At 72.8% G+C, this 26,569-nt stretch carries 26 protein-coding genes; 5 read left to right on the top strand and 21 right to left on the bottom strand.

Features of this window, described 5'->3' with window-relative positions:
* The first annotated feature begins 4 nt into the window (after nucleotides 1-4).
* Complete coding sequence (locus tag SCK26_RS17140; RefSeq protein ID WP_318202178.1) at nucleotides 5-979, top strand: ATP-binding cassette domain-containing protein; 975 nt, start codon at nucleotides 5-7, stop codon at nucleotides 977-979.
* Nucleotides 976-1,767 carry an ABC transporter permease gene (locus SCK26_RS17145; protein WP_318202179.1) on the top strand — a complete coding sequence of 264 codons (792 nt, stop codon included), beginning with the start codon at nucleotides 976-978 and terminating at the stop codon, nucleotides 1,765-1,767. Before SCK26_RS17140 ends, SCK26_RS17145 begins: the two co-directional genes overlap by 4 nt.
* 472 nt (nucleotides 1,768-2,239) lie before the next feature.
* Here SCK26_RS17145 and SCK26_RS17150 read toward each other — a convergent pair whose 3' ends face one another.
* The 4 genes from SCK26_RS17150 to SCK26_RS17165 all read right to left on the bottom strand — a co-directional run bounded on the left by SCK26_RS17150 (nucleotide 2,240) and on the right by SCK26_RS17165 (nucleotide 6,071).
* Nucleotides 2,240-2,752, bottom strand: coding sequence for a hypothetical protein (locus SCK26_RS17150; RefSeq protein WP_318202180.1), 513 nt, complete (start codon nucleotides 2,750-2,752; stop codon nucleotides 2,240-2,242).
* A gap of 29 nt (nucleotides 2,753-2,781) precedes the next feature.
* Nucleotides 2,782-4,353 carry a multicopper oxidase family protein gene (locus SCK26_RS17155; protein WP_318202181.1) on the bottom strand — a complete coding sequence of 524 codons (1,572 nt, stop codon included), beginning with the start codon at nucleotides 4,351-4,353 and terminating at the stop codon, nucleotides 2,782-2,784.
* Nucleotides 4,350-4,865 (bottom strand): hypothetical protein, encoded by a 516-nt coding sequence (locus SCK26_RS17160; protein ID WP_318202182.1) that lies wholly within the window; start codon nucleotides 4,863-4,865, stop codon nucleotides 4,350-4,352. The genes SCK26_RS17155 and SCK26_RS17160 overlap by 4 nt, the downstream gene beginning before the upstream one ends.
* A 402-nt stretch (nucleotides 4,866-5,267) precedes the next feature.
* Entirely contained in the window at nucleotides 5,268-6,071 is an 804-nt protein-coding gene (locus tag SCK26_RS17165) for an SDR family oxidoreductase (RefSeq protein ID WP_318202183.1), read from the bottom strand.
* A gap of 83 nt (nucleotides 6,072-6,154) precedes the next feature.
* Between SCK26_RS17165 and SCK26_RS17170 the strand changes: the two genes are divergently transcribed.
* On the top strand, nucleotides 6,155-6,673 hold the full coding sequence (locus SCK26_RS17170) for a MarR family winged helix-turn-helix transcriptional regulator (protein ID WP_318202184.1): 519 nt from the start codon (nucleotides 6,155-6,157) through the stop codon (nucleotides 6,671-6,673).
* Nucleotides 6,674-6,692: 19 nt separating this feature from the next.
* On the opposite strand, the gene SCK26_RS17175 is transcribed toward SCK26_RS17170, so the two are convergent.
* From SCK26_RS17175 to SCK26_RS17245, 15 genes are all read right to left on the bottom strand, one after another.
* A complete protein-coding gene (locus SCK26_RS17175) occupies nucleotides 6,693-8,465 on the bottom strand; it encodes an acetyl/propionyl/methylcrotonyl-CoA carboxylase subunit alpha (RefSeq protein ID WP_318206030.1) in 1,773 nt (590 codons plus the stop codon).
* Nucleotides 8,466-8,811: 346 nt separating this feature from the next.
* Nucleotides 8,812-9,021, bottom strand: coding sequence for an acyl-CoA carboxylase subunit epsilon (locus tag SCK26_RS17180; protein WP_318202185.1), 210 nt, complete (start codon nucleotides 9,019-9,021; stop codon nucleotides 8,812-8,814).
* A 25-nt stretch (nucleotides 9,022-9,046) separates the two neighbouring features.
* Complete coding sequence (locus SCK26_RS17185) at nucleotides 9,047-10,591, bottom strand: acyl-CoA carboxylase subunit beta (protein ID WP_318202186.1); 1,545 nt, start codon at nucleotides 10,589-10,591, stop codon at nucleotides 9,047-9,049.
* 47 nt (nucleotides 10,592-10,638) lie between these two features.
* A complete protein-coding gene (gene fabD, locus SCK26_RS17190) occupies nucleotides 10,639-11,607 on the bottom strand; it encodes an ACP S-malonyltransferase (RefSeq protein ID WP_318202187.1) in 969 nt (322 codons plus the stop codon).
* A 26-nt stretch (nucleotides 11,608-11,633) separates the two neighbouring features.
* A complete protein-coding gene (locus SCK26_RS17195; RefSeq protein WP_318202188.1) occupies nucleotides 11,634-12,461 on the bottom strand; it encodes a 4'-phosphopantetheinyl transferase family protein in 828 nt (275 codons plus the stop codon).
* A gap of 67 nt (nucleotides 12,462-12,528) precedes the next feature.
* Entirely contained in the window at nucleotides 12,529-14,049 is a 1,521-nt protein-coding gene (locus tag SCK26_RS17200; RefSeq protein WP_318202189.1) for an FAD-dependent monooxygenase, read from the bottom strand.
* 43 nt (nucleotides 14,050-14,092) lie between these two features.
* Nucleotides 14,093-15,565 (bottom strand): FAD-dependent monooxygenase, encoded by a 1,473-nt coding sequence (locus SCK26_RS17205; RefSeq protein WP_318202190.1) that lies wholly within the window; start codon nucleotides 15,563-15,565, stop codon nucleotides 14,093-14,095.
* On the bottom strand, nucleotides 15,555-16,502 hold the full coding sequence (locus tag SCK26_RS17210; RefSeq protein WP_318202191.1) for an aromatase/cyclase: 948 nt from the start codon (nucleotides 16,500-16,502) through the stop codon (nucleotides 15,555-15,557). The genes SCK26_RS17205 and SCK26_RS17210 overlap by 11 nt, the downstream gene beginning before the upstream one ends.
* 28 nt (nucleotides 16,503-16,530) lie before the next feature.
* On the bottom strand, nucleotides 16,531-17,313 hold the full coding sequence (gene fabG, locus SCK26_RS17215; RefSeq protein WP_318202192.1) for a 3-oxoacyl-ACP reductase FabG: 783 nt from the start codon (nucleotides 17,311-17,313) through the stop codon (nucleotides 16,531-16,533).
* Nucleotides 17,314-17,436: 123 nt separating this feature from the next.
* Nucleotides 17,437-17,709, bottom strand: a complete 273-nt coding sequence (locus tag SCK26_RS17220; protein WP_318202193.1) for an acyl carrier protein — start codon at nucleotides 17,707-17,709, stop codon at nucleotides 17,437-17,439.
* 83 nt (nucleotides 17,710-17,792) lie between these two features.
* Nucleotides 17,793-19,016 carry a ketosynthase chain-length factor gene (locus SCK26_RS17225; RefSeq protein WP_318202194.1) on the bottom strand — a complete coding sequence of 408 codons (1,224 nt, stop codon included), beginning with the start codon at nucleotides 19,014-19,016 and terminating at the stop codon, nucleotides 17,793-17,795.
* On the bottom strand, nucleotides 19,013-20,284 hold the full coding sequence (locus tag SCK26_RS17230; protein WP_318202195.1) for a beta-ketoacyl-[acyl-carrier-protein] synthase family protein: 1,272 nt from the start codon (nucleotides 20,282-20,284) through the stop codon (nucleotides 19,013-19,015). The genes SCK26_RS17225 and SCK26_RS17230 overlap by 4 nt, the downstream gene beginning before the upstream one ends.
* On the bottom strand, nucleotides 20,281-20,613 hold the full coding sequence (locus SCK26_RS17235; protein WP_318202196.1) for a TcmI family type II polyketide cyclase: 333 nt from the start codon (nucleotides 20,611-20,613) through the stop codon (nucleotides 20,281-20,283). The genes SCK26_RS17230 and SCK26_RS17235 overlap by 4 nt, the downstream gene beginning before the upstream one ends.
* Nucleotides 20,614-20,717: 104 nt before the next feature.
* Nucleotides 20,718-22,205 (bottom strand): FAD-dependent monooxygenase, encoded by a 1,488-nt coding sequence (locus SCK26_RS17240; protein WP_318202197.1) that lies wholly within the window; start codon nucleotides 22,203-22,205, stop codon nucleotides 20,718-20,720.
* A 413-nt stretch (nucleotides 22,206-22,618) separates the two neighbouring features.
* Entirely contained in the window at nucleotides 22,619-23,455 is an 837-nt protein-coding gene (locus tag SCK26_RS17245) for an IclR family transcriptional regulator (RefSeq protein WP_318202198.1), read from the bottom strand.
* A 763-nt stretch (nucleotides 23,456-24,218) separates the two neighbouring features.
* Between SCK26_RS17245 and SCK26_RS17250 the strand changes: the two genes are divergently transcribed.
* Together SCK26_RS17250 and SCK26_RS17255 are read left to right on the top strand one after the other, a co-directional pair.
* Nucleotides 24,219-24,683 (top strand): hypothetical protein, encoded by a 465-nt coding sequence (locus SCK26_RS17250; protein WP_318202199.1) that lies wholly within the window; start codon nucleotides 24,219-24,221, stop codon nucleotides 24,681-24,683.
* Entirely contained in the window at nucleotides 24,680-24,871 is a 192-nt protein-coding gene (locus SCK26_RS17255) for a hypothetical protein (protein WP_318202200.1), read from the top strand. Before SCK26_RS17250 ends, SCK26_RS17255 begins: the two co-directional genes overlap by 4 nt.
* Before the next feature lie 12 nt (nucleotides 24,872-24,883).
* Here SCK26_RS17255 and SCK26_RS17260 read toward each other — a convergent pair whose 3' ends face one another.
* A complete protein-coding gene (locus tag SCK26_RS17260; RefSeq protein WP_318202201.1) occupies nucleotides 24,884-25,549 on the bottom strand; it encodes a TetR/AcrR family transcriptional regulator in 666 nt (221 codons plus the stop codon).
* Nucleotides 25,546-26,379 carry an NAD(P)H-binding protein gene (locus SCK26_RS17265; protein ID WP_318202202.1) on the bottom strand — a complete coding sequence of 278 codons (834 nt, stop codon included), beginning with the start codon at nucleotides 26,377-26,379 and terminating at the stop codon, nucleotides 25,546-25,548. Before SCK26_RS17265 ends, SCK26_RS17260 begins: the two co-directional genes overlap by 4 nt.
* Nucleotides 26,380-26,569: the final 190 nt, after the last annotated feature.

Raw genomic sequence — 26,569 nt, forward strand, 5'->3', positions numbered from 1 at the left:
TGTCATGTCCACATCAATCACAGAGCGGCCGGTCGCCATATCCGCCGCCGGGCTGCGCAAGTCCTACGGCGACAAGACCGTCCTCGACGGCATCGACCTGCACATTCCCGCCGGCTCCGTCTTCGCGCTGCTCGGCCCGAACGGCGCCGGCAAGACCACCACCGTGAAGATCCTGTCCACGCTCGTCGGCGCCGACGGCGGACAGGCCCGGGTCGCGGGACACGACCTCGCCGCCGCGCCGCAGGCCGTGCGCGCCGCGATCGGGGTCACCGGTCAGTTCTCCGCCGTCGACGGGCTGATCACCGGCGAGGAGAACATGCTCCTCATGGCGGATCTGCATCATCTGTCCAGACGCGAGGGGCGGCGCGTCGCCACCGGGCTGCTGGAGCGGTTCGGCCTCGCCGACGCCGCCCGGAAGCCCGCCCAGAGCTACTCCGGCGGCATGAAGCGCCGCCTGGACATCGCCATGACCCTCGTCGGCTCCCCGCGGCTCATCTTCCTCGACGAGCCGACCACCGGCCTCGACCCCCGCTCCCGGCACACCATGTGGCAGATCGTCCGCGAGCTGGTCACGGACGGCGTGACCGTCTTCCTCACCACCCAGTACCTGGAGGAGGCCGACCAGCTCGCCGACCGTATCGCCGTGCTCGACGACGGGAGGATCGCCGCCGAGGGCACCGCCGACGACCTCAAGCGCCTCGTCCCCGGCGGACATGTGCGGCTCCGCTTCTCCGACCCGTCCGCGTACCGGTCCGCCGCCGCCGCGCTGCGCGAGGTCACGCCGGACGACGAGGCGCTGGTGCTGCGCGTCCCCAGCGACGGCAGCCAGCGCGAACTGCGCTCCCTGCTCGACCGGCTGGACGCCGTCGGCATCGAGGCGGACGAGCTGACCGTGCACACCCCCGACCTGGACGACGTGTTCTTCGCCCTGACCGGCGGCACCGGCCGGCCGGCCGCCGCCAAGGAGGATGTCCGATGAGTTCCCTGTCCCTCGCCCTGCGCGACTCCTCCACGATGCTGCGGCGCAATCTGCTGCACGCCCGCCGCTACCCGTCCATGACCCTGAACCTGCTGCTCACGCCGGTCATGCTGCTGCTGCTCTTCGTCTACATCTTCGGCGACGTGATGAGCGCGGGCATCGGGGACGGCGGCGCGGACCGGTCCGCCTACCTCGCGTATCTCGTCCCGGGCATCCTGATGCTGACCATCGGCGGCACCACCATCGGCAGCGCGGTGTCCGTCGCCTCGGACATGACCGAGGGCATCATCGCCCGCTTCCGTACGATGGCGATCCACCGCGGATCGGTGCTGATCGGGCACGTCGTCGGCAGCGTGCTCCAGTGCGTGATGAGCGTGGTGCTCGTCGGGGCGGTCGCGGTGGCCATCGGGTTCCGGGCCACGGACGCCACCGCCCTGGACTGGCTCCTGGCCGTCGGACTGCTGACGCTCGTCTCCGTGGCGCTCACCTGGATCGCGGTCGGGATGGGCCTGTCCAGCCCCAACGCCGAGGCGGCCGGCAACAACGCCCTGCCGCTGATGGTCCTGCCGTTGCTGTCCAGCGCCTTCGTGCCGGTCGACGCGATGCCGGGCTGGTTCCGGCCGGTCGCCGAGTACCAGCCGTTCACGCCGGCCATCGAGACCCTGCGCGGGCTGCTGCTCGGCACCGAGATCGGAAACAACGGGTGGCTGGCCGTCGCCTGGTGCCTCGGGCTGGCCGTGCTCGGCTACCTCTGGTCCACCTCGCTCTTCGCCCGCGAACCGAAGTAGCGTCCGGGGCGCGTTCTCTCACTCGGCCCGCTCCGGGGCGGCGTACGTCCGGCATCGCGCCGGCGTACGCCGCCCCAAAGCCGTTCGGCGTTCCTCGTCGGTCCGGTCCCGGTCCCGCCGCGCCGAAGGGCCGCATGCGAGCGTCAGGGCCGCGTCATGGTTCCCGGCGCCGGCTTGCCCGCGGTGTGCGGGGCGGCTTCGATGGACGGCGTGAACAGCGCCCGGCCCCTCCCCGACCGGCCACCGGGCCCGTCCGGCCACCGAGTCCGCTCGGCCGCCGGCCGCCGTCCGGCCGCCGCGTCATGGCCGGCGCCGACCGGAAGCGTCCGCACCGGACGGACACCGGGTCCCGCCGCCGTGTTCCGTCGGCGCGTCCCGTCCGCCGGTGCCGCGTCCCCGCGACGCCGGCTTCCGTGACCCGAGGGGCGCCGAGCGGCTCCGGCGCCCCTCGGCCTTCACCTCGGGACGTGCGTCAGGCGGTCTTGGTGCCCGTCATGAGGATGGACACCGTCTCGGTCCCGCCGTCGTCGAAGACGCGCTTCGTCAGGCCGCACGCCGTGAAGGCGGTCGGCGACGTCAGGACGCCGTCCAGCTCGACGTAGGCCGTACCGGTGCGCGTGCCCGGCAGCGGGTGGGTGAACTCGTAGTGGAGCGTGCCGCCGTATCCGCTCTCCCACTCGCCCGTGCCGATGAACACCGGCTTGCCGTCGGGGCCGTTGTGCGCTTCCAGCCGCAGGGTGTGGTCGGCGTGGAAGTAGAGGGTGCCCGTTGAGGCCGGGTGGTCGGACTCCTGGGTGGTCACCGACCAGGTGCCCACCGGTGAAGGAGCGGTCGTTACCGTCGCGCTCGTCGCGGCCGGCTCGGCGGCCAGGGCCGCCGCGGGCTGGGGCACGGCCACGGCCAGCGTCAGGAACCCGGCGGCCAGGGCCACGCCCGCGGCGCGCCGTGCGGCCGTTCTGGCTGTGGTGCTCTGCTTCTGCGGCATGTGCGTCCGTCCTTTCGGATCGTTGTCTGCTACACCACGTGGAAATTGGCCATCATCGCCATGTCCTCGTGTTCGAGGTTGTGGCAGTGGAGCATGTAGCGCCCCCGGTATCCGTCGAACCGCACGAGGATCTCCACGACCTCGTACGGGCGCAGGTCGACCGTGTCCTTCCAGCCGCGGTCGCCGGGATCGGGCGCCCCGCCGGCCCGTGACAGCACCTGGAAGTGCGCCAGGTGCAGATGGACGGGATGGTGGAAGTCGCTGGTCAGCAGCCATCGTTCGACGGTGCCCAGGCGAGGTGTCGCCCAGGTGCTCGCCGGGTCGAAGGCGCGGCCGTTGACGGTCCACATGCCGTCCGAGCGGAGCCGGAAGTCGAAGTGTCGGGTGGTCACGGCCTGCCCGGCGCGCAGCGTCCGCGGACGCGACAGGCGCGCGGGGATCCTGCTGTCGTCGCGGCCGCGGCCCCGGCTGGTGACGTGGAAGCGCATGACGTCGCGCATGGCCCCGTCGGCCAGGGTGTTGACGAGGGTGACGGTGGTGTCCGGCGGACACGACGAGAGGTCGACCACGACGTCGTGGCGCTCGGCCGGGGCCATGGTGAGCGTGTCGAGGGTCTGCGGGCGGCCCAGCAGGCCCTGGTCGCTGCCGATCCGTACGAAGGGCAGGCGGCGGCCGTCGGAAGCGGTGAGCGCCAGCCGGTAGCGGCGCGCGTTGGCGGCGTTCAGCAGCCGCAGCCGGTAGCGGGCCGCGCTCACCTCCAGGTACGGCCACGGGCGGCCGTTGACCAGCTGGACGTCGCCGAGCACGCCGTCCATGTAGCCGGACCGGACGCCGGGGGTGCGGGTGAGGGTGGGGTCGAGCGAGGGGTAGCGGAAGGCGCCGTCGGCGTCGAAGGAGCGGTCGCAGAGCAGCAGCGGGATGTCGCGGTCGCCCTTCGGCAGCGGCAGCGCGTCCTCCTCGTCGTCGTCCACCAGGAAGAACCCGGCGAGCCCGCGCCAGACCTGCGGACCGGAGAAGTCCATGCGGTGGTCGTGGTACCAGAGGGTGGCGGCCCGCTGCCGGAGCGGGTACGTGTACGTGCGCGTGCCACTGACGGAGGCGCCCTCGGACATCGTGCCGCCGTGCATGCCCGGCATCGTGGCGGAGTCGCCCCGGTGTCCCGCCGGGTGCAGCAGGTCGGTCGGGTAGCCGTCGGAGCCGGGCGGGGTGACACCGCCGTGCAGGTGGGTCGCGGTCGGCGTGGGCAGGGTGTTGGTCATCCGGAGCCGGACCGGGCGGCCGGAGCGGGCGCGGAAGGTCGGGCCGGGGAACGTGCCGTCGTACGACCAGATCTCGGTGCGGGTGCCGGGCAGGATCTCCACGGAGGCGCGCCGCTGCGTCACCTCGTACACGTCCGTGCCGTGCGCGGGCCGTGCCACGGCGGGCACGGTCAGCGGCAGGGTGAACGGGCGCGGCAGCTCCACCTCGGGGTCGCTGGCGAGCAGCGCGCCGGTCGACGGGCGGTCCGTGCCGCAGCCGGCCAGTCCGCCGAGCGCGACCGCGCCGGCGCCGCCCGCGGCCAGGCGCAGGAAGCCGCGGCGGGAGGAAGCGGGGGCGGTCATCGGCGCAGCGCCTTGAGCGTGCGGACGGGTCGGGTGAGGGTGAACGCCCAGACCGTCATCGTGCACGCGCCGCCGAACAGCGCGACGCCGAGCGGGATGTGCAGCAGCAGGTTGCGCGAGTATCCCGCGATCTGCTGGACGACGATCAGGACGAGGAGGACGGCGCCGAGGGCCGTGGGCCAGACCCGGTTCGCGCGGACGCGCCAGGCGACGGTGGCGGCGGCCGTCTCGGCCACGAGCATCATCGTCAGCACGTGCGCGTTGACGTCGTGCGCGGTGAGGAGCCCCACGTCGCCGTTGACGAACAGCCCGGCCAGCGCGGCCTGGACGAGGGTGTTGACGGTGAAGAGCACGGAGACGACCCGGAAGGCGATCACCGGCCGGTGCGCCCAGCGGGCGGGCGGGCGCTCGCCGGCCGGGCCGGGCCGTGGCGGGTCCCCGGGGCCGGTTCCGCCCGAGTCGGAGGTGGGGGGCGCGGTCTGCGCCGCGGCTTCGGAGGAGGATCGCTGCATCACGTGTTCCGGTGCGGTACGGGCTGACGGGTGGGGGGAGGCATGCGCCGAGGGCACGCGGACCGGGAGGGGCGCGCGAGTGTGGGACGCGGGTCGGAGGGACGCGCGTCCAGGGCAACGCGCGGGCGCGAACGGCGCGCGGGCGCGAACGGCGCACGGGCGCGAACGGCGCACGGGCGCGAACGGGCGTATGAGCGGTGACGGGCGTACGGGCGGTGACGGGCGTACGGGTACCGGGTCGCCGGTGCTAACGGTGTGACGGCGGAAGGGGCGTGCAGGCGCGTACGGCGCGCAAGCCGGAGTGGCACGCGGACGGAAAGCGAGACCGCGCCCGCCGCACACCCCGGAGACGGACCCACGCCCGGCACGCGCCCTTCCGCACGGCGCGGAAGCGCGCCGGTGTCAGTGACCGCGGACGCGGGACAGGTTCAGCGGGTAGTTCAGGCCGCCGGTCACGGGCAGGGTGGTTCCGTTGATCCACTCCGAGGCGGGGCTCGTCAGCAGGGACACGGCGTTGGCGATGTCCTGCGGGGTACCGAGCCGTCCGGCCGGCGTCGCGTTGGCCAGCGCTTCGCGCGCGGGCTGCGGGACCACCGAGGAGGCGTCCGTGAGGACGAAGCCCAGGGCCAGGCCGTTGACGGTCACGCCGTCGGCGCCGAACTCGTCGGCCGCGTACCGTACATAGCCTTCCAGCGCGGCCTTCGTCACGCCGTGCGCGGCGAGACCGGGCGCGGTCGGGCCCCAGGACGAGCCGCTGGAGATGACGACGAGCCGGCCGTATCCGCGCTCCCGCATCGCCGGCACGAAGGCGGTGGTGAGCCGGTGCAGCAGGACGACGTCGTTGCGGACCTTGTCGCCGAGCGCGGTCGGGTCCATGTCGGCCAGCGGCACGCGCGGGTACGAGGCGCACGCGTTGCTGACGACGATGTCGAGGTGGTCCACGCGCTCGCGCACGGCGGTGACCAGTTCCTCGGCGCCGTCGGCCGCGTCCAGGTCGGCCCGCAGTAATGTGGCCTTTACACCTTTTTCCTCACACGTAGCCGCCACGGCCTCGGCCTCGGCCAGCGAACTTCGGTAGGTGAGCACGACATCGGCTCCGAGCCCGGCGAGCGTGGTGGCCGTCGCGGCCCCGATCCCCCGGCTCCCGCCTGTCACCAGCGCGATCCGGCCCTCCAGCGGGCCGGTCGCGGAGACGCTACGAGTCATCGGCAAGGCACCTCTATCCGTCGGCGTCGCTTCCCAGTAGTTAAACGACCAGGAAGATAATTACCAACAGCTAGGGTAGACCCATGGGTGATCGCCAGCAAGCCGTCGATCGCGTCGACGTGATCATGAAGCAGGTCGCGCAGGTCTCCACCGCGCCCGACCTGACGTCCAAGGAACTCTGCCAGCGGTTGCAGCGCGTCGCCCACCATCTGGAGACCCGGCTCCGCCGCGAACTGGGCGTCTTCGGCATCGAACCGTGGGAACTGGAACTGCTCGCCTCGCTGCGCCGGGTGGGCCCGCCGCACCAGGTGACCGCCGGATCGCTGCAGGACATCATGCAGCTGACCACCGGCGCGGTCACCAAGCGGGTGGCCGCGCTGGAGAAGAAGGGCTGGGTGCGCCGGGAGGTCGACGCCGGTGACCGCCGCCAGGTGCTCGTCTGCCTCACGGACGAAGGAGAGCAGCGGGCGCTCGAGGTCTTCGCCACCAAGACGGAGACGGAGGCGCGGGTGCTGTCCGCCCTCGACCTCGCCACCCAGCGCCGGCTCAACGACGATCTGCGCACGCTCCTGATCGATCTGGAGGGAGCGGTACGGAACTGACCGCTCCCTCCTCTCCGCCTCAGTCCTTGATCTCGCAGATGGCGGCGCCGGAGGTGAGGGAGGCGCCGACTTCGGCGGTGAGGCCCTTGACGGTGCCGGACTTGTGGGCGTTGAGGGGCTGTTCCATCTTCATGGCCTCCAGGACGACGACGAGGTCGCCTTCCTCGACCTGCTGGCCTTCCTCGACGGCGATCTTGACGATGGTGCCCTGCATCGGGGAGGCGAGGGTGTCACCGGAGGCGGCGGGGCCGGACTTCTTCGCCGCGCGCCGCTTGGGCTTGGCCCCGGCCGCCAGACCCGTACGTGCCAGGCTCATGCCCAGGGACGAGGGGAGGGAGACCTCCAGGCGTTTGCCGCCGACCTCGACCACGACGGTCTCGCGGCCCAGTTCCTCCTCCGCCTCGGTGCCGGCGGGAGCGGTGAAGGGCTTGATGTCGTTGACGAACTCGGTCTCGATCCAGCGGGTGTGGACCGTGAACGGGTCGGTGGAGCCGGTCAGTTCGGGGGCGAAGGCGGGATCGGTGACCACCTTGCGGTGGAAGGGGATCGCGGTGGCCATGCCCTCGACCTGGAACTCCTCCAAAGCCCGCGCGGCCCGCTGGAGCGCCTCCCTGCGGGTGCGGCCGGTGACGACCAGCTTGGCGAGCAGGGAGTCCCAGGCCGGGCCGATCACACTGCCGGCCTCCACGCCCGCGTCCAGACGGACACCGGGACCCGAGGGCGCGTCGAAGCGGGTGACGGTGCCGGGAGCGGGCAGGAAGCCCCGGCCGGGGTCCTCGCCGTTGATGCGGAACTCGAAGGAGTGACCGCGCAGGACCGGATCGCCGTAGCCGAGTTCCTCGCCGTCGGCGATGCGGAACATCTCGCGGACCAGGTCGATGCCGGCGACCTCCTCGGTGACCGGGTGCTCGACCTGGAGGCGGGTGTTGACCTCCAGGAAGGAGATCGTGCCGTCCTGCCCGACGAGGAACTCACACGTGCCCGCGCCCTCGTAGCCGGCCTCCTTCAGGATCGCCTTCGACGCCCGGTACAGCTCCGCCCGCTGCTCCTCGGACAGGAACGGTGCGGGGGCCTCCTCCACCAGCTTCTGGTGGCGGCGCTGCAGGGAGCAGTCGCGGGTGGAGACCACGACGACGTTGCCGTGCTTGTCGGCCAGGCACTGTGTCTCCACGTGCCTCGGCCGGTCGAGGTAGCGCTCGACGAAGCACTCGCCGCGGCCGAACGCGGCGACCGCCTCACGCACGGCCGACTCGTACAGCTCGGGGACCTCCTCCAGGGTCCGGGCGACCTTCAGGCCGCGGCCGCCACCGCCGAACGCGGCCTTGATCGCGATCGGCAGGCCGTGCTCCTCGGCGAACGCCACGACCTCCTCCGCACCGCTCACCGGGTCCGGTGTGCCGGCGACCAGCGGCGCACCCGCGCGCTGCGCGATGTGCCGGGCGGCGACCTTGTCCCCCAGGTCCCGGATGGCCTGCGGCGGCGGGCCGATCCAGACCAGACCCGCGTCCAGGACGGCCTGCGCGAACTCCGCGTTCTCCGACAGGAAGCCGTAACCCGGATGGATCGCGTCCGCGCCCGACTCCCGGGCGGCGTTCAGGATCTTGTCGATGACGAGATAGCTGGTGGCCGGGGTGTCACCGCCCAGGGCGAACGCCTCATCCGCGGCGCGGACATGCACAGCGTCCCGGTCCGGGTCGGCGTAGACGGCCACGCTCGCGATCCCGGCGTCCCGGCAGGCCCGGGCCACGCGGACAGCGATTTCGCCACGGTTGGCGATGAGCACCTTGCGCAGACTCATTTCGAGATCCCTTCCCCGGCGCTCGGCACCGGCGCCAACGTCGACAGCCACCCGTTCCCCATCCGTACCACCCCGGCGCCGCCCGCGATGTCACCCATTCGGTGACCACGCCGCGGATCGTGGTGCGCCGGAGCGCGGAGCCGCCGGTGCCCGGCGGCGGCGCGCGGCCGTACGCGGCGGTCCGGAAGGACGCCGGAACCGGTGCGGTCGGCGCGTTCGGTGCGTGTGCGAAGGCGGGCGCGCGGCGCCGCCACCTCGTCGGGCGCGTGGGGAGAGGACACGTGCTGCTCCGTGGTTCTGTCGTGGTCCGCGGTGGTACGTGCGTGCCGGGACGGGCCGGCTACGAGGCGGTCTGCCAGCTGTGCGAGGCCAGGAATCCGGCGTTGCGCTCCAGCCGGAACCAGCGCGCGGTGGCCGGACGCCCGGCGGCCGGTTCCGCCGCCGCGCCCGCCCGCTGCGCGAGCGCCGTCAGTACGGCCGTCAGCGCGGCGAGTTCCTCGGCGTCGACCTGTCCCCGGACGATCCGGAAGAGGGGCTCCGCGGTGCTCATGGTCACAAGACCTCCGTTGCCGATGTCACTGGGGCGGGTTGCCGTGCTTGCGCATCGGCAGGTCGGCGTGCTTGGTGCGCAGCATCGCCAGGCTGCGGATCAGGACCTCGCGGGTGTCGGCCGGGTCGATCACGTCGTCCACCAGGCCGCGCTCGGCCGCGTAGTACGGGTGCATCAGCTCGGCCTTGTACTCCTTGACGCGCTGGAGGCGCACGGCCTCCGGGTCGTCGGCGGCGTTGATGTCCCGGCGGAAGATGACGTTGGCCGCGCCCTCCGCCCCCATGACCGCGATCTCGTTGGTGGGCCAGGCCAGCGCCAGGTCGGCGCCGATGGAACGGGAGTCCATGACGATGTAGGCGCCGCCGTACGCCTTGCGCAGCACCAGCGAGATCCGCGGCACGGTGGCGTTGCAGTACGCGTACAGCAGCTTGGCGCCGTGCCGGATGATGCCGTTGTGCTCCTGGTCGACGCCGGGCAGGAAGCCGGGCACGTCCAGCAGGGTCACGAGGGGAATGTTGAAGGAGTCGCAGGTCTGCACGAAGCTCGCGGCCTTCTCGGACGCGGCGATGTCCAGCACGCCCGCCAGGGACTGCGGCTGGTTGGCGACGATGCCGACGACCTTGCCGTCCAGGCGGGCCAGCGTGCAGATGACGTTGGTGGCCCAGCGCTCGTGGACCTCCAGATGGGTGCCGTCGTCGACGATCTCCTCGATGACCGCCCGCATGTCGTACGGCCGGTTGCCGTCGGACGGCACCAGGTCGTAGAGCACCTCGCCGCGCCGGTCCGCCGGGTCGTCGCAGGGAACGGCCGGGGCGCTCTCGCGGTTGTTGGCGGGCAGCATCGACAGCAGGAAGCGGACCTCCTCCAGGCAGGTCTCCTCGTCGTCGTACGCGAAGTGCGCGACGCCCGAGGTCTGGGCGTGGACGTCCGCGCCGCCCAGCCCGTCCTGGCTGATCTCCTCGCCGGTCACCGCGCGCACCACGTCGGGGCCGGTGATGAACATCTGCGAGGTGCCGCGCACCATGAAGACGAAGTCCGTCAGCGCCGGGCTGTAGGCGGCCCCGCCCGCGCACGGGCCGAGCATGACGCTGATCTGCGGGATGACGCCGGAGGCACGGGTGTTGCGCTGGAAGATGCCGCCGTAGCCCGCGAGCGCGGTGACGCCCTCCTGGATGCGGGCGCCGGCGCCGTCGTTGAGCGACACCAGGGGCGCGCCGGCCGCGATCGCCAGGTCCATCACCTTGTGGATCTTCTGGGCGTGGGCCTCGCCGAGCGCGCCGCCGAAGATGCGGAAGTCGTGCGCGTAGACGAAGACCGTACGGCCGTGGACCGTGCCCCAGCCGGTGATCACACCATCGGTGTAGGGCTTCTTGGCCTCCAGGCCGAAGCCGGTCGCGCGGTGCCGGCGCAGCTGCTCGATCTCCTGGAAGGAGTCCTTGTCGAGCAGCAGCTCGATGCGTTCGCGGGCGGTGAGCTTGCCCTTGTCGTGCTGGCGCCGCGTCGCGTCCGGGTCCGGGCCGCCGCGGGCCGACTCCTTGATGCCGATCAGCTCGTCGAGCTGTTTCCTCATGGGTACCCTCCGGTTCCCTTGCCAACTGGTCGGTGGGGCGCGCCGGTTCAGACCGGGCGTCCGGCGGGGGCCTCGGCGCCGAAGGCGTCGAGGACCTCGGCGAGCCGCTGGGCGTCGTCGGTGCGGTAGGTCGGCGCGCCGGGGACGATGCGGCGGCACAGGCCGCCGAGCACCCGGCCCGGGCCCACCTCGACGAACCGGTCCGCTCCGGCGGCGGACATCCGGGCGACGGTGCCGGTCCAGCGGACCCGGGCGGCGAGCTGGGCGCGCAGGCCGGCGACGACCTCTTCGGCGTCGGTGACCGGCTCCGCGGTGACGCTGGAGACGAACGGGACGGCGGGGTCGCGGAAGCGGACGCCGGCCAGCGCCTCGGCGAACCGGTCCTCGATGTCGCGCATCAGGCTGCTGTGGAACGGCGCGCCGACCTTCAGCGCGACGGTCTTGGCCGCGCCCGCCTCGCGGGCGGCGCGGAGCACGCCGTCGACGGCCCCGGCCTGTCCGGACACCACGATCTGTCCGGGCTCGTTGTCGTTGGCGACCTCGGCGAGCTGTCCGGTGTCCGCGGTGACGGCGGCGCAGATCTCCTCGACCCTCGCCAGTTCCAGGCCCATGACCGCGGCCATGCCGCCCGGCACGCGCCGGTTGACGCCCGCCATCAGCTCGCCGCGCAGTCGTACCAGGCGCAGCGCGTCGGCCCAGTCCAGCGCGCCCGCGCACACCAGCGCCGCGTACTCGCCCAGGCTGTGGCCGGCCACGACATCGGGGGCCAGGCCGTGCGCGCGCAGCACCTCCCAGGTGGCGACGCTGGTCAGCAGGATGGCGGGCTGGGTGATCGCGGTGTCGCGCAGGGTGTCGGCGGGGCCTTCCCAGCAGATCCGGGACAGCGGCATGCCGAGGATGTCGTCGGCCGACCGGTAGTGGTCGCCGATCAGCTCCGGCCACCGGTCGTACAGATCGCGGCCCATGCCCACGCGCTGTGATCCCTGGCCCGGGAAGACGTAGGCGACGTCGGCCATGGCAGTACCCCCGTGGTGAATGGTCGTCAGTCGGTGAGGTGAGGTGGCGGCAGGCGCGCGGGCAGCCGGCGTACGGCCGTGACCGGGGGCGCCGTACCGAGGACGGCGAGCGCCGCGGTGTGGCCGGGCGGGGCGGACACGTCGGCGACCGTCCAGCCGTGCGGCCGGGACCGGGTGGCGGCGCCGAGGTAGTCGGCGGACGCGGGACGGGCGAGGCCGGTGCCGATGCCCTTGAGGTACGCCTCCTTGCGCGCCCACAGCTGGGCGAACGCGCCGGGTCGCGCGCCGGGCGGCAGCCGGTCCAGTTCGGCGCGTTCGGCCGGGTGCAGCGAGGGTGCGCAGGCGTCCACGGTGCCGGGGCCCGGTACGCGCTGCACATCGACGCCGACCGGGACCGCCGCCACTGCGATCAGGGCCAGGCCGTGGCTGTGCGAGAGCGAGAAGTGCAGCGGGGGCGGTGTGCCCGGGACCGCGGGACGGCCGTGCGGGCCGCCGCACCCGGGACACGGCTCGCGGACGAGGAGCACCTCGCGCGCGGGAAGCCGCAGGTAGGCGCCGAGCAGGGTGCGCAGGGCGAGATGGGAGGCGACGTAGAGGGCCCGGTCGGCGGGGCGGCGCAGAGCGGCCGCGCGCTTGCGCTCCGCCGCGTCGAGCACGTCGAGGACGTCCGGGCCGGCGAGGGCGCGGGCGTCGGGCGGTGCGTCCGGTTCGGGACAGCGCACCAGCCACAGGTCCACGCGCCGTCCGCCGGGCACGGGCAGCGACTCGGGCACGGGGACCGGCTCGGGCAACGGCTCCAGGACCGGCACCGGTGCCGGCACCGGCACCGTCTCTCGTACCGGTACCGACTCCATCGCCGGCGCGGCTGCCCGTACCGGCCCCGTCTCCACTGCCCGGGGCCGGCCTGGGGACGGCCGTTTCTCAGCCGGCGTGCGCAAGGCGGATCCGGGGCCGCGGCGGGCCCGCCCAGCGGGTCAGGGCGGTGCGGACTGCCGCGGGGTCCGGGGTGTCGGCCGCCCAGGCCACGTACCCGTCCGGGCGGACGAGCAGCGTGGTGCGGACGTCCGCGGTGGCGGGGACGACGCGGTCGGGCCACTCCGCAGCCGCCGAGCGCACCGCCTCGTCCGGACCGACCAGCACGAACCGGCCGGTGCCCAGGGCGCCGTCGAGCCGTCCGCCGGTCAGCCGCCCGTGGAAGAACCGGCCGACGAGCCGGTGGTCGCCGCGCCCGCGCCCGTAGGTGATACCGGTACCGGAGACGGCCAGGCCCTCGCGCCGGCCCAGGGCCTCGCCGAGCGGGCCGAGGTGTCCGGCGCACCAGACCATCGCCTGCTGGGCGAGCCGGGTCCGTCCGCTCTGCCGGATGGCCGCGCGGACCAGGGAGCCCGAGATGCGCAGCACCTCCTCGCCGACCGGGTGCGTCTCCGCCTCGTAGGTGTCGAGGAGGGCGTCGTCGCCGTGGCCGTGCACCGCCGCCGCCAGCTTCCAGGCGAGGTTCATCGCGTCCTGGAGGCCGGTGTTCATGCCCATGCCGCCGGCCGGCGAGTGGACGTGCGCGGCGTCGCCGGCCAGGAAGAAGCGGCCGTCGCGGTACCGGGTGGCCTGGCGCTCGTCGCTGTGAAAGCGCGAGACCCACCGCGGCTCGTGCATGCCGAAGTCCCGGCCCAGGATGGACCGGCACAGCCGGCGCAGCTCCTCGAAGTCCACGGACTCGTCGGCGGAGCTGTCGGTGTGCCGGTTCCAGGCGAGCACCCGGTAGTAGCCGTCGCCGAACGGCGCGACGAAGGCGAAGCCGTGCTCGTTGGCGTCCACGGTGAGCAGGTCGGCGGGCGCCTCCTTCATCAGCACGTCGGCGAGGATCACCGAGCGCAGCACGGAGTCGCCGGGGAAGGGGATGCCCAGCAGCTGCCGCACCGTGCTGCGCACGCCGTCGGTGCCGACCGCGTAGGCCGCGCGGTGGGTTTCCCGGGTGCCGTCGGCGGTGGTGGCGTCCACCTCGACCCCGTGCGCGTCCTGGCGCACCCCGGTCACCTCGGTGTCGTGGCGGAACTCCACCCCGAGCGAGACGGCGCGCCGCTCCAGGATTTGTTCCACGTGAAACTGCGGGGTGATCAGCACATACGGGTAGCGGGTGCGCAGGTGCGCGAAGTGGATGTCCAGTTCGCCGAAGAGCGGCAGGGTGGGCAGCCGGGTGCCGGTGGCGATGATGTCGTCGGCGACTCCGCGCGCGTCCAGCTGCTCCAGGGTGCGTGCGTGCACGGTGAACGAGCGGGTCAGGTTGCTCAGTTTCCGGCCGCGCTTCTCCAGGACCGTGACCCGGGTCCCGGCGGCGGCGAGGTCTCCCGCCAGCAGCAGACCGGTCGGCCCCGCGCCGACGATCAGGACGTCGGGGCCGGTCGCCGCGCGGGTGTCCGCCGGGGACTGCGGTACGGACTTCGACATGTGGGTTACTCCCTCGTACTCGAGACGCCGGTGCGCCGGACCCTCACGACGCCGGTGCGCCGAACCAGCGGTGCAGAGCCGTCGTCAGCCGCTCCGCGCCGGAGTCGGTCCAGACCACGTGACCGTCGGGACGCACCAGGACCGCACGCGCCCCCGAGAGAGCGGAAGGGCCGTCGGCGGTGCGGGACCCGGCCGTGACGACGTCCACCCGGCCCGCCCAGCCGGCGGCGACGGCGCGCCGCTCCGTCCCGGACGGGCCGCCGGGCGCGAGGTCCAGCAGCATCCCGCGGGCCGTCCGGCCGGCCGCGCCGGAGGCCGGGTCCGGCTCGCCGAGCGGCAGGCGCGCGCCCAGCAGCGGATGGTCGCCGGGGCCGACGTCGTACCGGATGTCCAGGCCGCTGATCAGGCCGGCCAGGTGGACGCGGGTGTGACGGGTGTGCGCGGGATCGATCAGCTCGCGGAAGACCTCGCGCAGCGCCTCCACGTCCGGGCCGCCGAGCAGGAACGTCGTCTGGGCGCGGATGTTGCCCAGCACCCGCTCGCCGACGGCGTGCCGCTCGCTGTGATACGTGTCCAGCAGGCCGTCCGGGGCCCATCCGCGGATCTCGGCGGCGAGCTTCCAGCCGAGGTTGACCGCGTCCTGGAGACCGAGGTTGAGGGCCTGTCCGCCCACGGGCATCTGCACGTGCGCGGCGTCCCCGGCGAACAGCACGCGGCCGTCGCGGTAGCGCGCCACCTGGCGGGAGGCGTCGCCGAAGGCGTTGACCCACAGCGGGGTGCCGCCGCCGATGTCCTCGCCGGTGACGCGCTTCCACACGTCCACGACCTCGGCGAAGGCGGGCGCTTGGGTGCGCGGCCGGGCCTCGCGGCCGAACTCGTGCACCATCACCCGGGTGACGCCGTCGGGGCGGCGGGCGGCGATGGCGAGGCCGTGCTCCAGCCGCTCGAAGCGCCGGTTGGGGATGTCGACGCCGGCGACGTCCGCGCGGATCAGCTCGCGCCCGGCGTCCTGTCCGGGGAAGTCGGCGCCGGTCAGGTCGCGTACGGTGCTGCGCTCGCCGTCACAGCCGACGACGTACCGGGCGCTCACCCGGACGGGCCGGCCGTCGGGGCCGGTGGCCTCGGCCTCGACGCCGGTGTCCGTGACGGTCAGCGCGCGCAGTTCGTGGCCGCGGCGGACGATGGCGCCGAGGGACAGCGCCCAGGTCTGGAGCAGCTCCTCGGTGCGGGTCTGCGGGACCTTCCACTGCCCGGGATAGGGCGTGGGCAGGGTGAGGTCCAGCGGGACGCCGCCGAAGTGGCCCATCACGTCGTTCGGCGGAGTGCCGAGCGCCTTCAGCAGACCGCGGGCGGCGAAGATCTCCATGGTGCGGGCGTGCAGGGTCGACGCGCGGGACTCGGTGGTCGGCCGGGGCAGGCGTTCCAGCACGACCACCTCGGCGCCGCCGAGGCGCAGTTCGCCGGCGAGCATCAGCCCGACCGGGCCCGCGCCGACGACGAGGACGTCAGTCCGCATGGTTCCGCTTCGCCTCGGCGTGGTCCTTGGCGTGACCGAGGGTGGCACGGCTGTTGGTGCTCAGCGCGCTGTGCACGTAGGCGCGGGCCTCGGCGATACCGGCGTCGGGGCCGAGGATCCTGGTGATGTTCTCGGTGTTGAGGACCACGGTGTGCTGGGAGGAGGCCGCCACGCCGGCCTCGTTCTCGGTGAAGGTCCAGTAGCCGGTGTGCAGGTTCATCAGCGCGGGCAGCGTGACCTGCTTGTAGGCGATCTTCCGGTGCGGGAAGCACACCCGGTACGACTTGGTGGTGTGGGTCGAGCCGTCCTTGGCCCGGGTGTCCATCTCCAGGGTCTGCAGGCCCGGGTACTCCTCCTCGCAGCGCACACTGGCCACGTGCGGCAGCCGCTCGGACCAGAGGTGCGCCTCGTTGATGAAGTCGTAGACGTCCTTGGCCGAGCCGGCGATCTGGACGGTGTCCTCGAAGGAGAAGGTGATCTCCTGCGCGGCGTGCGCGAACTCCACGTTGGTCTTCAGCGAGGCCAGCTCGGTGCGGGAGTTGCGGTCCACGGCCTCGTCGATCCAGGCCAGGCCCGCCGGGTCGTCGTCGACGGCGCGGTAGTCGTGCAGCAGCCGCACCCGGGACGCCGACTCGCCGGCCGGCTCGATGATCCAGGTGCCGCCCATGGCCGCGACCGGCGGCGCGGAGACCTCCTGGCGGAAGGTGATCCTCAGACCCCGCGGGTCCAGGGTGCGGCGCGAGGTCCAGTTCTTCGCCTCGCCGTTGGCGGTGGCCCAGATCCGGATCCGCTCCTCGCTCTCCCCGCCCTCCAGACGCTCGGCGAAGATGGTGGGCGGGAAGATGCGCGGCCAGTTCTCCACATCGGCCAGCAGCCGGTACACCGCCTCGGCCGGGGCGGCGACGGTGATCTCGTGCTCGACCTCACGGGTGGTCATCGCGATACGCTCCTTGGAAGTCGAGGGATCAGAAGTTGCCGAGGCCGCCGCAGACGTTGAGCGCCTGCGCGGTGATGGAGGCCGCGGTGTCGGAGGCCAGGTAGCCGACCAGGCCGGCGACCTCCTCGGGGGTGGAGTAGCGGCCGAGCGGGATCTTGGACTGGAACTTCTCCAGGATCGCGTCCTCGGTGGTGTCGTAGGCGGCGGCGTAGCCCTGGCGCACCCGCTGGGCCATCGGCGTCTCGACGTAGCCGGGGCAGACCGCGTTGACGGTGATGCCGGTCGGGGCCAGCTCGTTGCCGAGGGCCTTGGTGAAGCCGACCACGCCGTGCTTGGACGCGGAGTACGGGGCGCCCAGGACGACACCCTGCTTGCCCGCGGTGGAGGCGATGTTGATGATCCGGCCCCAGCTCTTGTGCCGCAGCCCGCCGGTGTTGAGCACCTCGCGGGTCAGCCGGAACACGCTGTTGAGGTTGGTGTCGATCACGTCGTGCCACAGCTCGTCGGTGATGTCCGCGGTCACTCCGCCACCGCTGCGGCCGGCGTTGTTCACCAGCACGTCCACCGTGCCGAACCGGTCCACGGCCGCCCGCACGAACGCCTGCACGTCGGCGTCGGAGCGCACGTCCAGCGTGGCGCCGTCCGCCTCCAGGCCCGCGCTCTGCAGCTCCTTCACGGTCTCGGCCACGTTCTCGGCGTTGCGCGCGCCCAGGAACACCCGGTGCCCCTGCTCGGCCAGCAGCCGGGCCACGGCCAGACCGATGCCGCTGGTCGCCCCGGTCACCAGGGCGACCCGCTTGTCCTGCGCCATTGTTTCCTCCTGCGGAACTCGTTGCTGAAAAAGGCCGCCGCCGGACCGGGGTGTCGTCTCCTCCGGTCCGGCGGCGGGGCCGCGACGGTCGTTCGCGACCGGTGTCGGGCGCGGGCGCCCCGGTCAGACGGCGGTGGGCTGGCCGATCTGCTCGTTGACGACCTCGATGAGGGCGCGCGGGGTGGTGGCGTCGGTCAGCGCGGTGTCGTCCAGCGTGATGCCGAACTCGCGCTCGATGCGGCCGCCGGTCTCCAGCAGCGCCAGGGACTCGTAGCCCAGCGCCTCGAACTCGGAGTCGAGGAAGTCGTCGCTGTCGAGGTCGACGCTCTCGTCGGCGCCGGCGCCCTCCAGGAGGATGCGCTTGAGGTCGTCGACGGTGAATTCCTGAGTGGCCATGGCTATTCCTTCTTCCGTGAACAAGCGCGGCGGCCCCGCCGCGGGATTTCCGTGCACGCGCGCGGCGGCCCGCCGCGCGGACGTCAGTGGGCGGCGCGGACCACGAGCGCGGAGTTGAACCCGTTGAAGCCGCGGGCCAGGACGAGCGCCGTGCGCACCTCGGCCGGCCGCGCCTCGCCCGTCACCAGGTCCAGGTCGTAGCCGTCGGCCTGCTCGACGTTCGTGGTGGGCGGGATCAGCCCCTCCTCGATGGCGAGCAGCGCGGTGGCCACGTCCAGCGGGGCGGCGCCGGAGTACAGGCGGCCGGTCATGGTCTTGGGCGCGGTGACCGGGACACCGCGGGCGCCGAAGACGGTGGTGAGCGCGTCGGCCTCGACGCGGTCCAGCTCCGGGATCGCGGCGGCGTCGGCGAACACCACGTCCACCTCGTCGGGCGTCACGCCCGCGTCCGCCAGCGCCAGCTCGATCGCCTTGCGCAGACCCGGCGGACGGCCGCTGCCCGGCCTGGGGTCGAAGGTGGAGCCGTAGCCCGCGATCTCTCCGTACGTCCGGGCGCCGCGCTCCCGCGCGGCCTCGGCGTTCTCCAGGATGAGGATCGCGCCGCCCTCGCCCGGGACGTGTCCGCGCGCCTCGGCGTCGAACGGCAGGTACGCGCGCGCCGGGTCGTCGCTGGTGCTCAGCCGCTTCCCGGCGAGCTGGGCGACCCAGCCCCAGGTGCACACCGACGCGTCCATGCCGCCGGAGACGATCAGCTGGGTGCCCTTGCGGATCTGCCGGCGGGCCTGGGCGAGCGCGTCCAGGCCGCCCGCCTGCTCGCTGACGACGACCCCGCTGGGCCCCTTCATGCCGTTGCGGATCGAGATCTGGCCGGAGTTGACCGCGTAGAACCAGGCGAAGGACTGGTAGGCGCTGACGTGCTGGCCGCCCTTGCTCCACAGGGCCTGCAGTTCGCGCTGGCCGAACTCGAAACCGCCCGAGGAGCTGGCGGTGACCACGCCCATGTCGAACTCGGGCAGCTCCTGCGGCTTCACCCCGGCGTCCTCGAGCGCCCAGTCGGCGGCCACGAGCGCGAGGCGTGTCATGTGGTCGGTCTGCGGCAGCAGCCGGCTGGGCAGGTGGTCCCGGGCGACGAAGCCGGGGACCTCGCCGGCCAGCCGGGAGGGGTACTGGGAGGGGTCGAAGCGGGTGATGCGGCCGATGCCGTTCGTGCCGGACCGGGTCGCCGCCCAGTAGTCCTGGGTGCCCAGGCCGTTGGGGGCCGCGACGCCCAGTCCGGTGACCACCACCTTCGTGGCCGTGCCGGTCATGCCACGCTCCTCTCGGGCCGGGCGAGCACCATCGCGCTCTGGAATCCGCCGAATCCGCTGCCGACCGTCAGGACGGTGTCCGTGCGGTGCTCACGGGCGGTGAGCGGCACGTAGTCCAGGTCGCACTCCGGGTCGGGGGTGTGCAGGTTGGCCGTCGGAGGCACGACGTGGTGCTCCATGGCCAGGGCGGACGCGGCGATCTCGATGGAGCCGATCGCGCCCAGCGAGTGGCCCACCATCGACTTGATGGAGGAGACCGGCGTGCGGTACGCGTGGTCGCCGAGGCTCTTCTTGAACGCGGCGGTCTCGTGCCGGTCGTTCTGCTTGGTGCCCGAGCCGTGCGCGTTGATGTAGTCGATCGCGTCGCCGTCGATCCGGGCCTCGCCGAGCGCGACGCGGATGGCCTCGGCCATCTCCGCGCCGTCGGGACGCAGCCCGGTCATGTGGTACGCGTTGGAGCGGGTGGCGTAGCCCGCGATCTCGGCGTAGACATGGGCGCCGCGCGCCCGGGCGCTCTCCAGCTCCTCCAGCACGAAGAAGGCGGAGCCCTCGCCCAGCACGAACCCGTTGCGGGTGCCGTCGAAGGGGCGGGAGGCGTGCTCGGGGTCGTCGTTGCGCGGGGTCGTCGCCTTGATCGCGTCGAAGCACGCCATGGTGATCGGCGAGATCGGCGCGTCCGACGAGCCGGCGATCATGACGTCGGCCGAGCCCTCGCGGATCAGCTCCACCGCGTGGCCGACCGAGTCCAGGCCGGAGGTGCAGCCGGTGGAGACCACCGTGCTGGGGCCCTCCGCGCCCACCTGCCAGGCGACCTCGGCGGCGAAGGAGCTGGGGACCATGTGGTTGTACAGGTGCGGGACCGCGTAGGTGTGGTCGACCAGGTCCAGCAGGCCGCCGTTGCTGACGACGCGGTACTCCTGGTCCAGGCCCATGGTCGCGCCGACCGCGCTGCCCACGGTGACGCCGATGCGGTACGGGTCGAGGCCGGTCAGCTCGATGCCGCTGTCGGCGACCGCCTCGCGGGTGGCGACGACGGCGAGCTGGGCGGCGCGGTCCATGCGCCGTGTCTCCTGCGGGTTCAGCCCGTGCTCCGCCGGATCGAAGTCGATCTCGGCGGCGACGCGCGAGCGGAACTGGGAGGGGTCGAAGAAGGTGATGCCGCGGGTCGCGGTGCGGCCCTCGCTCAGCAGGCTCCAGAAGTTCTTCACACCGATGCCGCCCGGCGCGAGCACGCCGATGCCGGTGATGACGACGCGCCGGGGCGTCATGCGGAGGCCTCCCAGTGGTAGAAGCGCGTGGCCATCGCGTCCTTGGGCGAGCGCCACGTCTGCGGGTCGTACGCCTCGATGAAGGGCTTGAGGTCCTCGCTGATCCGGACGAAGCGCGGGTCGGTCTTGGCCTCCTCGATCAGCTCGCCGCCGTTGTCGGTGTCGAAGTCCTGGAGGTGGAAGTACAGGCCCCGGTACTTGAACAGCTGGCGGCGGCGGGTGCCCATGAGGTGGGGCATCTCGGTCTCGTCGAAGGCGCCGAAGAGGCGGGCGACGTCGTCACTGGCGTGCGGCTCCATCCGGGCCACGATCAACGTGCTGTGCTTCATGGTGGGTGTCTCCTCACGACGGTTCGCGTCCGGACGCGGCCGGGCGCGGCCGGTGGTGCTCGGGCGGGTGACGCAAGAGGTGGGGCGGTGGGGCGGGCGCGGGGTCAGCGGGACGGGCCGAACCAGCGCTCCAGGGCGGCGGACAGCTCGCCGGGGCCGCCGGGCGCGATCCAGGCCACATGGCCGTCGGGACGCACCAGTACGGCGGCGGCGCCGGCCGTCGCGTGCTCCGGGGTGATGCCGTGCGGGGTCGCGGTGACGGTGTCCACGCGGTCCGCCCAGCCGGCGGCGGTGCGCCGGAGCCCGGGGCCGTCGGCGAGGTCGAGCAGCAGGCCGCGCGCGCTGTGCAGCAGCGCCGTGGTGCCGGTCTTGTCGCCGCCTGCGGTCACGAGTTCCAGGTGCGGCATGCGGCGGCCGGGCAGCGGGTGGTCGGTCGCGCCGACGTCGTAGCGGATGTCCAGGCCGCTGATCATGCCGGCGAGATGGCGGCTGACGTCCTCGTACGCGATCAGCTCGGAGAGCACGTCGCGCAGCGGCTGCATCTCGCTGCCGCTGAGGTAGAGCAGGCCTTGGGCCTGGGTGTTCGTCAGCAGTCGGCGGCCCACCGGGTGGCGCTCGGCGTGGTAGGTGTCGAGCAGTGCCTCGGGGGCCGTGCCGCGCACGACGGCGGCGAGCTTCCAGCCCAGGTTCACCGCGTCCTGGATGCCGGTGTTCATGCCCTGGCCGCCGGCGGGCAGGTGGATGTGCGCCGCGTCGCCGGCCAGCAGGACGCGTCCGCGGCGGTACTCGGTGACCTGGCGGGCGGCGTTGCCGAAGGCGCTGACCCACACCGGGGTGGCGCCGCTGATGTCCTGGTGGGTCAGGCGCTGCCAGGCGGCGGCGACCTCGGCGAAGGGCGGCGGGCCGGTGCGCTCGCGCGGCGGGTTGTCGCGCTCGCAGACGATGATGCGGTGGATGCCGTCGCCGATGGGCACCGACATGGCCATGCCGCCGGGCACGGACTCGCCGATGGGGCGGGGCCGGACCTCGCAGTCGGTGATGTCGGCGAGGTACATCTCCATGGTCGCGGCGGTGCCGGGGAAGTCGAACCCGGCGAGCTTGCGGACCGTGCTGCGACCGCCGTCGCAGCCCACCAGGTAGCCGGCGCGCAGCCGTTCGGGGCCGTCGGGGCCTTCGATCTCGACGACGACGCCGTCCTCGCCGGCCGTCAGGGCGAGAAGTTCCCGGCCGCGCCGCACCCGGACGCCCAGCTCGGCGAGCCATGCGCCGAGCACCGCCTCCGTACGGTGCTGCGGCACGTCCTTGACGCTGAAGTGGGCGCCGTCGAGCACGCTGAAGTCGACGGGGGTGCCGCCGAAGTGGCCGAGCTTGCTGGTGACGATCTCGCCGAAGCGGGGCAGCAGTCCGCGCTGGTCGAAGACCTCCATGGTGCGAGGGGTGAATCCGAGCCCGCGGGATTCTCCGCTGGGCTGGGGAAGGCGGTCGATGACGACGGTCTCGACCCCGGCGAGGCGCAGTTCACCGGCGAGCATCAGCCCCGAGGGGCCTGCTCCGACGATGACCACGGGAACGTCGACGAGGGCAGCGTCCATCCGCGCCTCCTTTCCTGTTGCGTACGTCCCGGTACGGGGAGACGCCGGTGAGTTGGCTGATGGCACGTCATATCGCTTCCGCCAGTGGGCAGTTGCCCACAGGCGGGCGCACGGCGACAGACGGGAGGGAAGGTGAGGGTGAGGGTGAGGGTGATCGAGCGTGTGCGGCTGTACGGCCGCCAAGGGGGCGGCACGGACGGGTGAGGGCCGGTGGGATACGCCGGCGAGGTGGCTCTTCATCCTCGGCTACTGGCGCGAGGCGGAGCGAACACCGACCTGAGGGCACACGTGTGCCGCCCGATCAGCGTGACAGGTCGGCCGGATGTTTGTCAATCGCCCGGTACGAGGGACTCGTTCACGGGGCGCGCGGGGCACCGGTCGCGTCGCCGGGCCCCGGGTGGCGTCGGGTCCGCTCAGCCGGTCACGCGGTGGTACGGGCCCAGCGACAGGCTGAGCTGGGTCGCGGCGGTGGTCGTCGCGTCGATCACGTCCGGGTGCGCGGCCCCGGCGTCCGGCAGCAGCACGAGGACCGCGCCGAAGACCCAGCCGTCCCACATCACGGGCGCCGCGCAGGAGTTCCAGCCGGCGATGCACTCCTCCAGGCCGATGGCGTAGCCCCGGTCCCGTATGTCGCGCAGCGAGTCCCACAGCACGTCGTTGTCCACCAGCGCGCCGGGGCCGGCCTCGGCCACGGCGGGTTCGGCGGCGACCCGTTCCTGGATCGGGCCCGGGAGGTACGCGAGGATCGCGCGGCCCGACGCGCCGACGCGCAGCGAGCGGGTGACGGCCAGCACCTCGCGGGGCGTCATGCCGAGTTCGGACAGGTCGGAGTCGCCGACGGCCATGTCGACGCACTGCCGCTGGGCGCCGCCGAAGGGGGCGAGCGTGTAGAGGAAGGCGAGTCCGCCTCCGGTGGCGGCGCGCAGCCTGAGCAGGACCGACCGGGCGGTGTGGCGGTCGAGGGTGTGCGCCATGGCCTGCATGCCCACCAGCGCGGCCGTGGTGCCGAGCTGGTATCTGCCGCGGCCGACGCGGTCGAAGACGCCCTCGTAGATACCGGACTGCAGGATGCGGTGGACGGCGGAGTCGTCGAGCCCGGACGCCTCGGCCAGCTCGCCGGGGCCGTGCGTCCGGCCGCGCAGCTTCACGAAGGCCTGCTGGACCCGGAAGACGCGCTCGGCGTGACTGGTTCCACCCGTACGGATGCGATCGCCGGACTGTTCCCAGGCCGGATCCGCGTGCATGTTCATGGCGACCCCCGTCTCTCCACCACGCACGATCCAAGCCATCCTAACCAGACGGCTTGGTGACAATCCGTCAACAGCAGCGGTCCCGCCGCCTCCGGTCCGACCCCCCGAACGAGGAACAAGCCGGATTTACGGACGTACGCGGACATGAGCGCACAAAAAGATGTGCGCTTCCAGGGAAATCGTCGTCAAGTATACGGGGACGTATGCCCACAGAGTCGGACACATCTCCTGCGATTTCCCGCTCCATGAGAAATGATCGACACCTTCCACTTTCCCCTTTCTTTGCTTGACTAAGCCTTCCCCGCCTACGCAGACTGTGAGCTGCGAGCCGGGGGCCACAGGCCTGAATTGATACGGTTGCACGGGGGCAGGGCAGACTGATAAACCGCAATTCCAGCGCACATATCCGGTACAGACCAACCATCATTCAGCGCGCGCCGCGCCATGTCCGCCGCGCGGCGTCCTCCTGTGTCGCAACAGGCGCCATCACCTGGCCACATCATGGTCTGCCAGCCATGACCCAACGACGGGTCCGACAAACAGCAATTCCATTTCAAAAAACGGGGAACACGGAATGCGCCAAGCTCTGCCATTGTCAGAAACGTCGGAGGACCAACCCAGCGCGGAAGCGCTGATCCCTGCTCTGCGCGCACTCGCGGAGCTTCACGAGGAATGCGGGCGGGTGTTAGCACACACCCCCTACAGCCTGCGGCAGCGCGTCACCGGAAGCCGTGCCATCGGTATTTCTCTCAATGAGAAAGCGATGGCGCTCCGGACGGAGATGAAGAACACGCTCGCCTCCTGGGCGCGCCTGGTGGTGGACGAGTGCGGCACGGCCGTCCCGTCCCAGGAGGGGGTCCGCCCCCTGGTGTCCTTCCTCGTCCGCCATGCCGGCTGGCTGGCGGCACATCCCGCGGCCGGTGACTTCGCCGAGGAGATCACGGCACTCGTCAGATCCGCCCGCCGTATCGCCGGCCCCGGCCCGGCCCACCGCGTCGACCTGGGACGCTGCGTGCGGTCCGGCTGCTCCGGCACGCTGCGCGCCGTGGTGCACGACGGCGACGACACGGCGCCGGGGCAGGTCTCGTGCGACGCCGGGCACGCGCTGCCGCCGCAGCAGTGGCTGCTGGTCGCGCACCGCATGCGGCGGTCGGCCTCGCGCGGCGAGCGGGCCACCCGGCGCCACGACGGCGAGCGGGCCGGCACGCGTGAGGAGGCCGCCCGATGAGCCACGCGCAGCGGCGGCGCTTCGTGCCCACCGAACTCGCCGCGCTCGCGGCCGGGGTGACGGAGGCCACCATCCGCAAGTGGGCCAGCCGCGGCAAGATCACCCGCTACGGCAGCCCCCGGCGCGCCCAGTACGACCTGGACGAACTCATCGCCATCGTCGCCGACCGGGCCGACGCCCTCGGCTGACCACGGGACGCGTCAGGGCCCGGTCTCCGGCCCAGAGCCGGAGCCGGGTCCTGACCCGGGTCCGGGCTCCGAACCGGGTCCGGGCTCCGATCCGGGTGCGATCAGGGTGCGGAACAGCGGTGCCGCCAGGCGCAGTACGTCGTCCAGGTCGGCCTCGGCCAGGTCCGGCATGCGCAGCAGGTACCGCTGGGTCGCGATGCCGAACATCATCGCCCCGGACAGCGCGGCGCGCAGCCGCGCGTCCGGGGCGTCGACGTTGGCCGCCACCCGCTCGATGGTCTCCTTGGTCACGTGGCGGCGCAGCAGCTCGGCGGCCTCCTCGCTGGTCATGCTGGTCCGCAGCAGCACCGCCATGGGGCTGTCCGGGTCGGCGGCCCAGCTGCTCAGCATGGCGCGGAGGTAGTTGTCGACCGTGCGGGCCGGGTCGGGGGTCGTCAGCTCCTCGATCGGCACGTGCCAGCTGACCGCCTCGCGGAAGAGTTCCTGCTTGGTGCCGAAGTACTGGATGACGGACGCCTTGTCCACGCCCGCCTCGGCGGCGATGGCCCGGATCGTGGCGCGTTCGTAGCCGACCTCGGCGAACTTCCGGCGCGCGGCCTGCATGATCCGCCGGCGCGTGCGCTCGCCCTTGCGCTCGGGTTCCGCGCCGGCCGCGCCGTCCCCGGTGCCGCCGCTCACCCGAAGTCCCCGGCGTGGTGGGCCGCCCACTCGGCGTAGGTGTGCGCGGGGCGGCCGGTCACGTCCCGCACCGCCGTGCTCACCGGCACCGTGGTGCCCGACTGGCGGGCGTACATGCGCAGCAGGGAGTCCACCGTCTCCGGCTCCAGGTGCCGGGTCATCCGCTCCCGCGCCGCCTCGGGCGTCAGCTCCTCGAAGCGCAGTTCCCGGCCGAGCACCCGGCCGAGGATCCGTACGCGCTCGGCCTGGGTCAGCGACTCCGGTCCGGTCAACTCGTGTGCCCGGCCGATGTGTTCGTCGTCCAGCAGGGCGCGGGCGGCCACGGCGGCGATGTCCCGCTCGTCGACGGGCGCGGTGGCGGCGTCGCCGTACGCCGCGCGGACCACGCCCTCCGCCTTGATGCCCCACGCCCACGGCAGGTCGTTGACCATGAACGGGCCGGGGCGCAGGAACGTCCACGGCACGCCGGAGGCGATCACGGCCTGCTCGTCGGCCGCGTTGAGCCGGCCCATCCGCTCCCGCGCCAGGTGCTCGTCCACCACCGACTGCGAGGACAGCAGCACCACCTGCTTCAGCCCGGTCCGGGTCGCGGCGTCCAGGAACGGTCCGAGGCGGCCGTGCACGGGAAAGAGGAACGCCCGCTCCACACCGTCCAGCGCGGCGGCGAGGGACTCGCGGTCGGTCAGGTCGCCCCGGGCCACGTCGACGCCGTCGGGCAGGCCGGCGCGCCGGGGGTCACGGGTGAGCGCGCGTACCCGCGCTCCCGCGTCCAGCAGTTCGCGCACCAGGTTCCGGCCGACGTTGCCGGTCGCTCCGGTCACCAGGATCATCCCTCAGCCTTTCGTCCGTCGCGTGCCGCGGGGAAGGACGGGCGGGCCCCGGCCGACGGGGGTCGCGCAGGGCATGTGGCGCCTGCGCACGGCCGGGACACTCGCCGACTCCCCTTTCAGCAAGGGGCGTTGACGACGCTACGCCCGCCTCCGAAAAAAATCAACGACTGTTTAGTTCTACGTCTTCCGA

The sequence above is a fragment of the Streptomyces sp. SCL15-4 genome (assembly GCF_033366695.1).
In the GTDB taxonomy this organism is placed as follows: Bacteria; Actinomycetota; Actinomycetes; order Streptomycetales; family Streptomycetaceae; genus Streptomyces.

Bases quoted from the DNA above. Each gene is read 5' to 3' on its own strand.
- SCK26_RS17145 (WP_318202179.1), top strand. From the start codon at position 976: ATGAGTTCCCTGTCCCTCGCCCTGCGCGACTCCTCCACGATGCTGCGG.
- SCK26_RS17180 (WP_318202185.1), bottom strand. From the start codon at position 9,021: ATGAGCACCGCGGAGCCCCTCTTCCGGATCGTCCGGGGACAGGTCGAC.
- SCK26_RS17245 (WP_318202198.1), bottom strand. From the start codon at position 23,455: ATGAACATGCACGCGGATCCGGCCTGGGAACAGTCCGGCGATCGCATC.
- SCK26_RS17205 (WP_318202190.1), bottom strand. From the start codon at position 15,565: ATGCGGACTGACGTCCTCGTCGTCGGCGCGGGCCCGGTCGGGCTGATG.
- SCK26_RS17255 (WP_318202200.1), top strand. From the start codon at position 24,680: ATGAGCCACGCGCAGCGGCGGCGCTTCGTGCCCACCGAACTCGCCGCG.
- SCK26_RS17225 (WP_318202194.1), bottom strand. From the start codon at position 19,016: ATGACCGGCACGGCCACGAAGGTGGTGGTCACCGGACTGGGCGTCGCG.
- SCK26_RS17185 (WP_318202186.1), bottom strand. From the start codon at position 10,591: ATGAGGAAACAGCTCGACGAGCTGATCGGCATCAAGGAGTCGGCCCGC.
- SCK26_RS17140 (WP_318202178.1), top strand. From the start codon at position 5: ATGTCCACATCAATCACAGAGCGGCCGGTCGCCATATCCGCCGCCGGG.
- SCK26_RS17150 (WP_318202180.1), bottom strand. From the start codon at position 2,752: ATGCCGCAGAAGCAGAGCACCACAGCCAGAACGGCCGCACGGCGCGCC.
- fabG (WP_318202192.1), bottom strand. From the start codon at position 17,313: ATGGCGCAGGACAAGCGGGTCGCCCTGGTGACCGGGGCGACCAGCGGC.
- SCK26_RS17210 (WP_318202191.1), bottom strand. From the start codon at position 16,502: ATGACCACCCGTGAGGTCGAGCACGAGATCACCGTCGCCGCCCCGGCC.
- SCK26_RS17265 (WP_318202202.1), bottom strand. From the start codon at position 26,379: ATGATCCTGGTGACCGGAGCGACCGGCAACGTCGGCCGGAACCTGGTG.
- SCK26_RS17200 (WP_318202189.1), bottom strand. From the start codon at position 14,049: ATGTCGAAGTCCGTACCGCAGTCCCCGGCGGACACCCGCGCGGCGACC.
- SCK26_RS17230 (WP_318202195.1), bottom strand. From the start codon at position 20,284: ATGACGCCCCGGCGCGTCGTCATCACCGGCATCGGCGTGCTCGCGCCG.
- SCK26_RS17235 (WP_318202196.1), bottom strand. From the start codon at position 20,613: ATGAAGCACAGCACGTTGATCGTGGCCCGGATGGAGCCGCACGCCAGT.
- SCK26_RS17240 (WP_318202197.1), bottom strand. From the start codon at position 22,205: ATGGACGCTGCCCTCGTCGACGTTCCCGTGGTCATCGTCGGAGCAGGC.
- SCK26_RS17160 (WP_318202182.1), bottom strand. From the start codon at position 4,865: ATGCAGCGATCCTCCTCCGAAGCCGCGGCGCAGACCGCGCCCCCCACC.
- SCK26_RS17250 (WP_318202199.1), top strand. From the start codon at position 24,219: ATGGCGCTCCGGACGGAGATGAAGAACACGCTCGCCTCCTGGGCGCGC.
- fabD (WP_318202187.1), bottom strand. From the start codon at position 11,607: ATGGCCGACGTCGCCTACGTCTTCCCGGGCCAGGGATCACAGCGCGTG.
- SCK26_RS17170 (WP_318202184.1), top strand. From the start codon at position 6,155: ATGGGTGATCGCCAGCAAGCCGTCGATCGCGTCGACGTGATCATGAAG.
- SCK26_RS17155 (WP_318202181.1), bottom strand. From the start codon at position 4,353: ATGACCGCCCCCGCTTCCTCCCGCCGCGGCTTCCTGCGCCTGGCCGCG.
- SCK26_RS17195 (WP_318202188.1), bottom strand. From the start codon at position 12,461: ATGGAGTCGGTACCGGTACGAGAGACGGTGCCGGTGCCGGCACCGGTG.
- SCK26_RS17220 (WP_318202193.1), bottom strand. From the start codon at position 17,709: ATGGCCACTCAGGAATTCACCGTCGACGACCTCAAGCGCATCCTCCTG.
- SCK26_RS17165 (WP_318202183.1), bottom strand. From the start codon at position 6,071: ATGACTCGTAGCGTCTCCGCGACCGGCCCGCTGGAGGGCCGGATCGCG.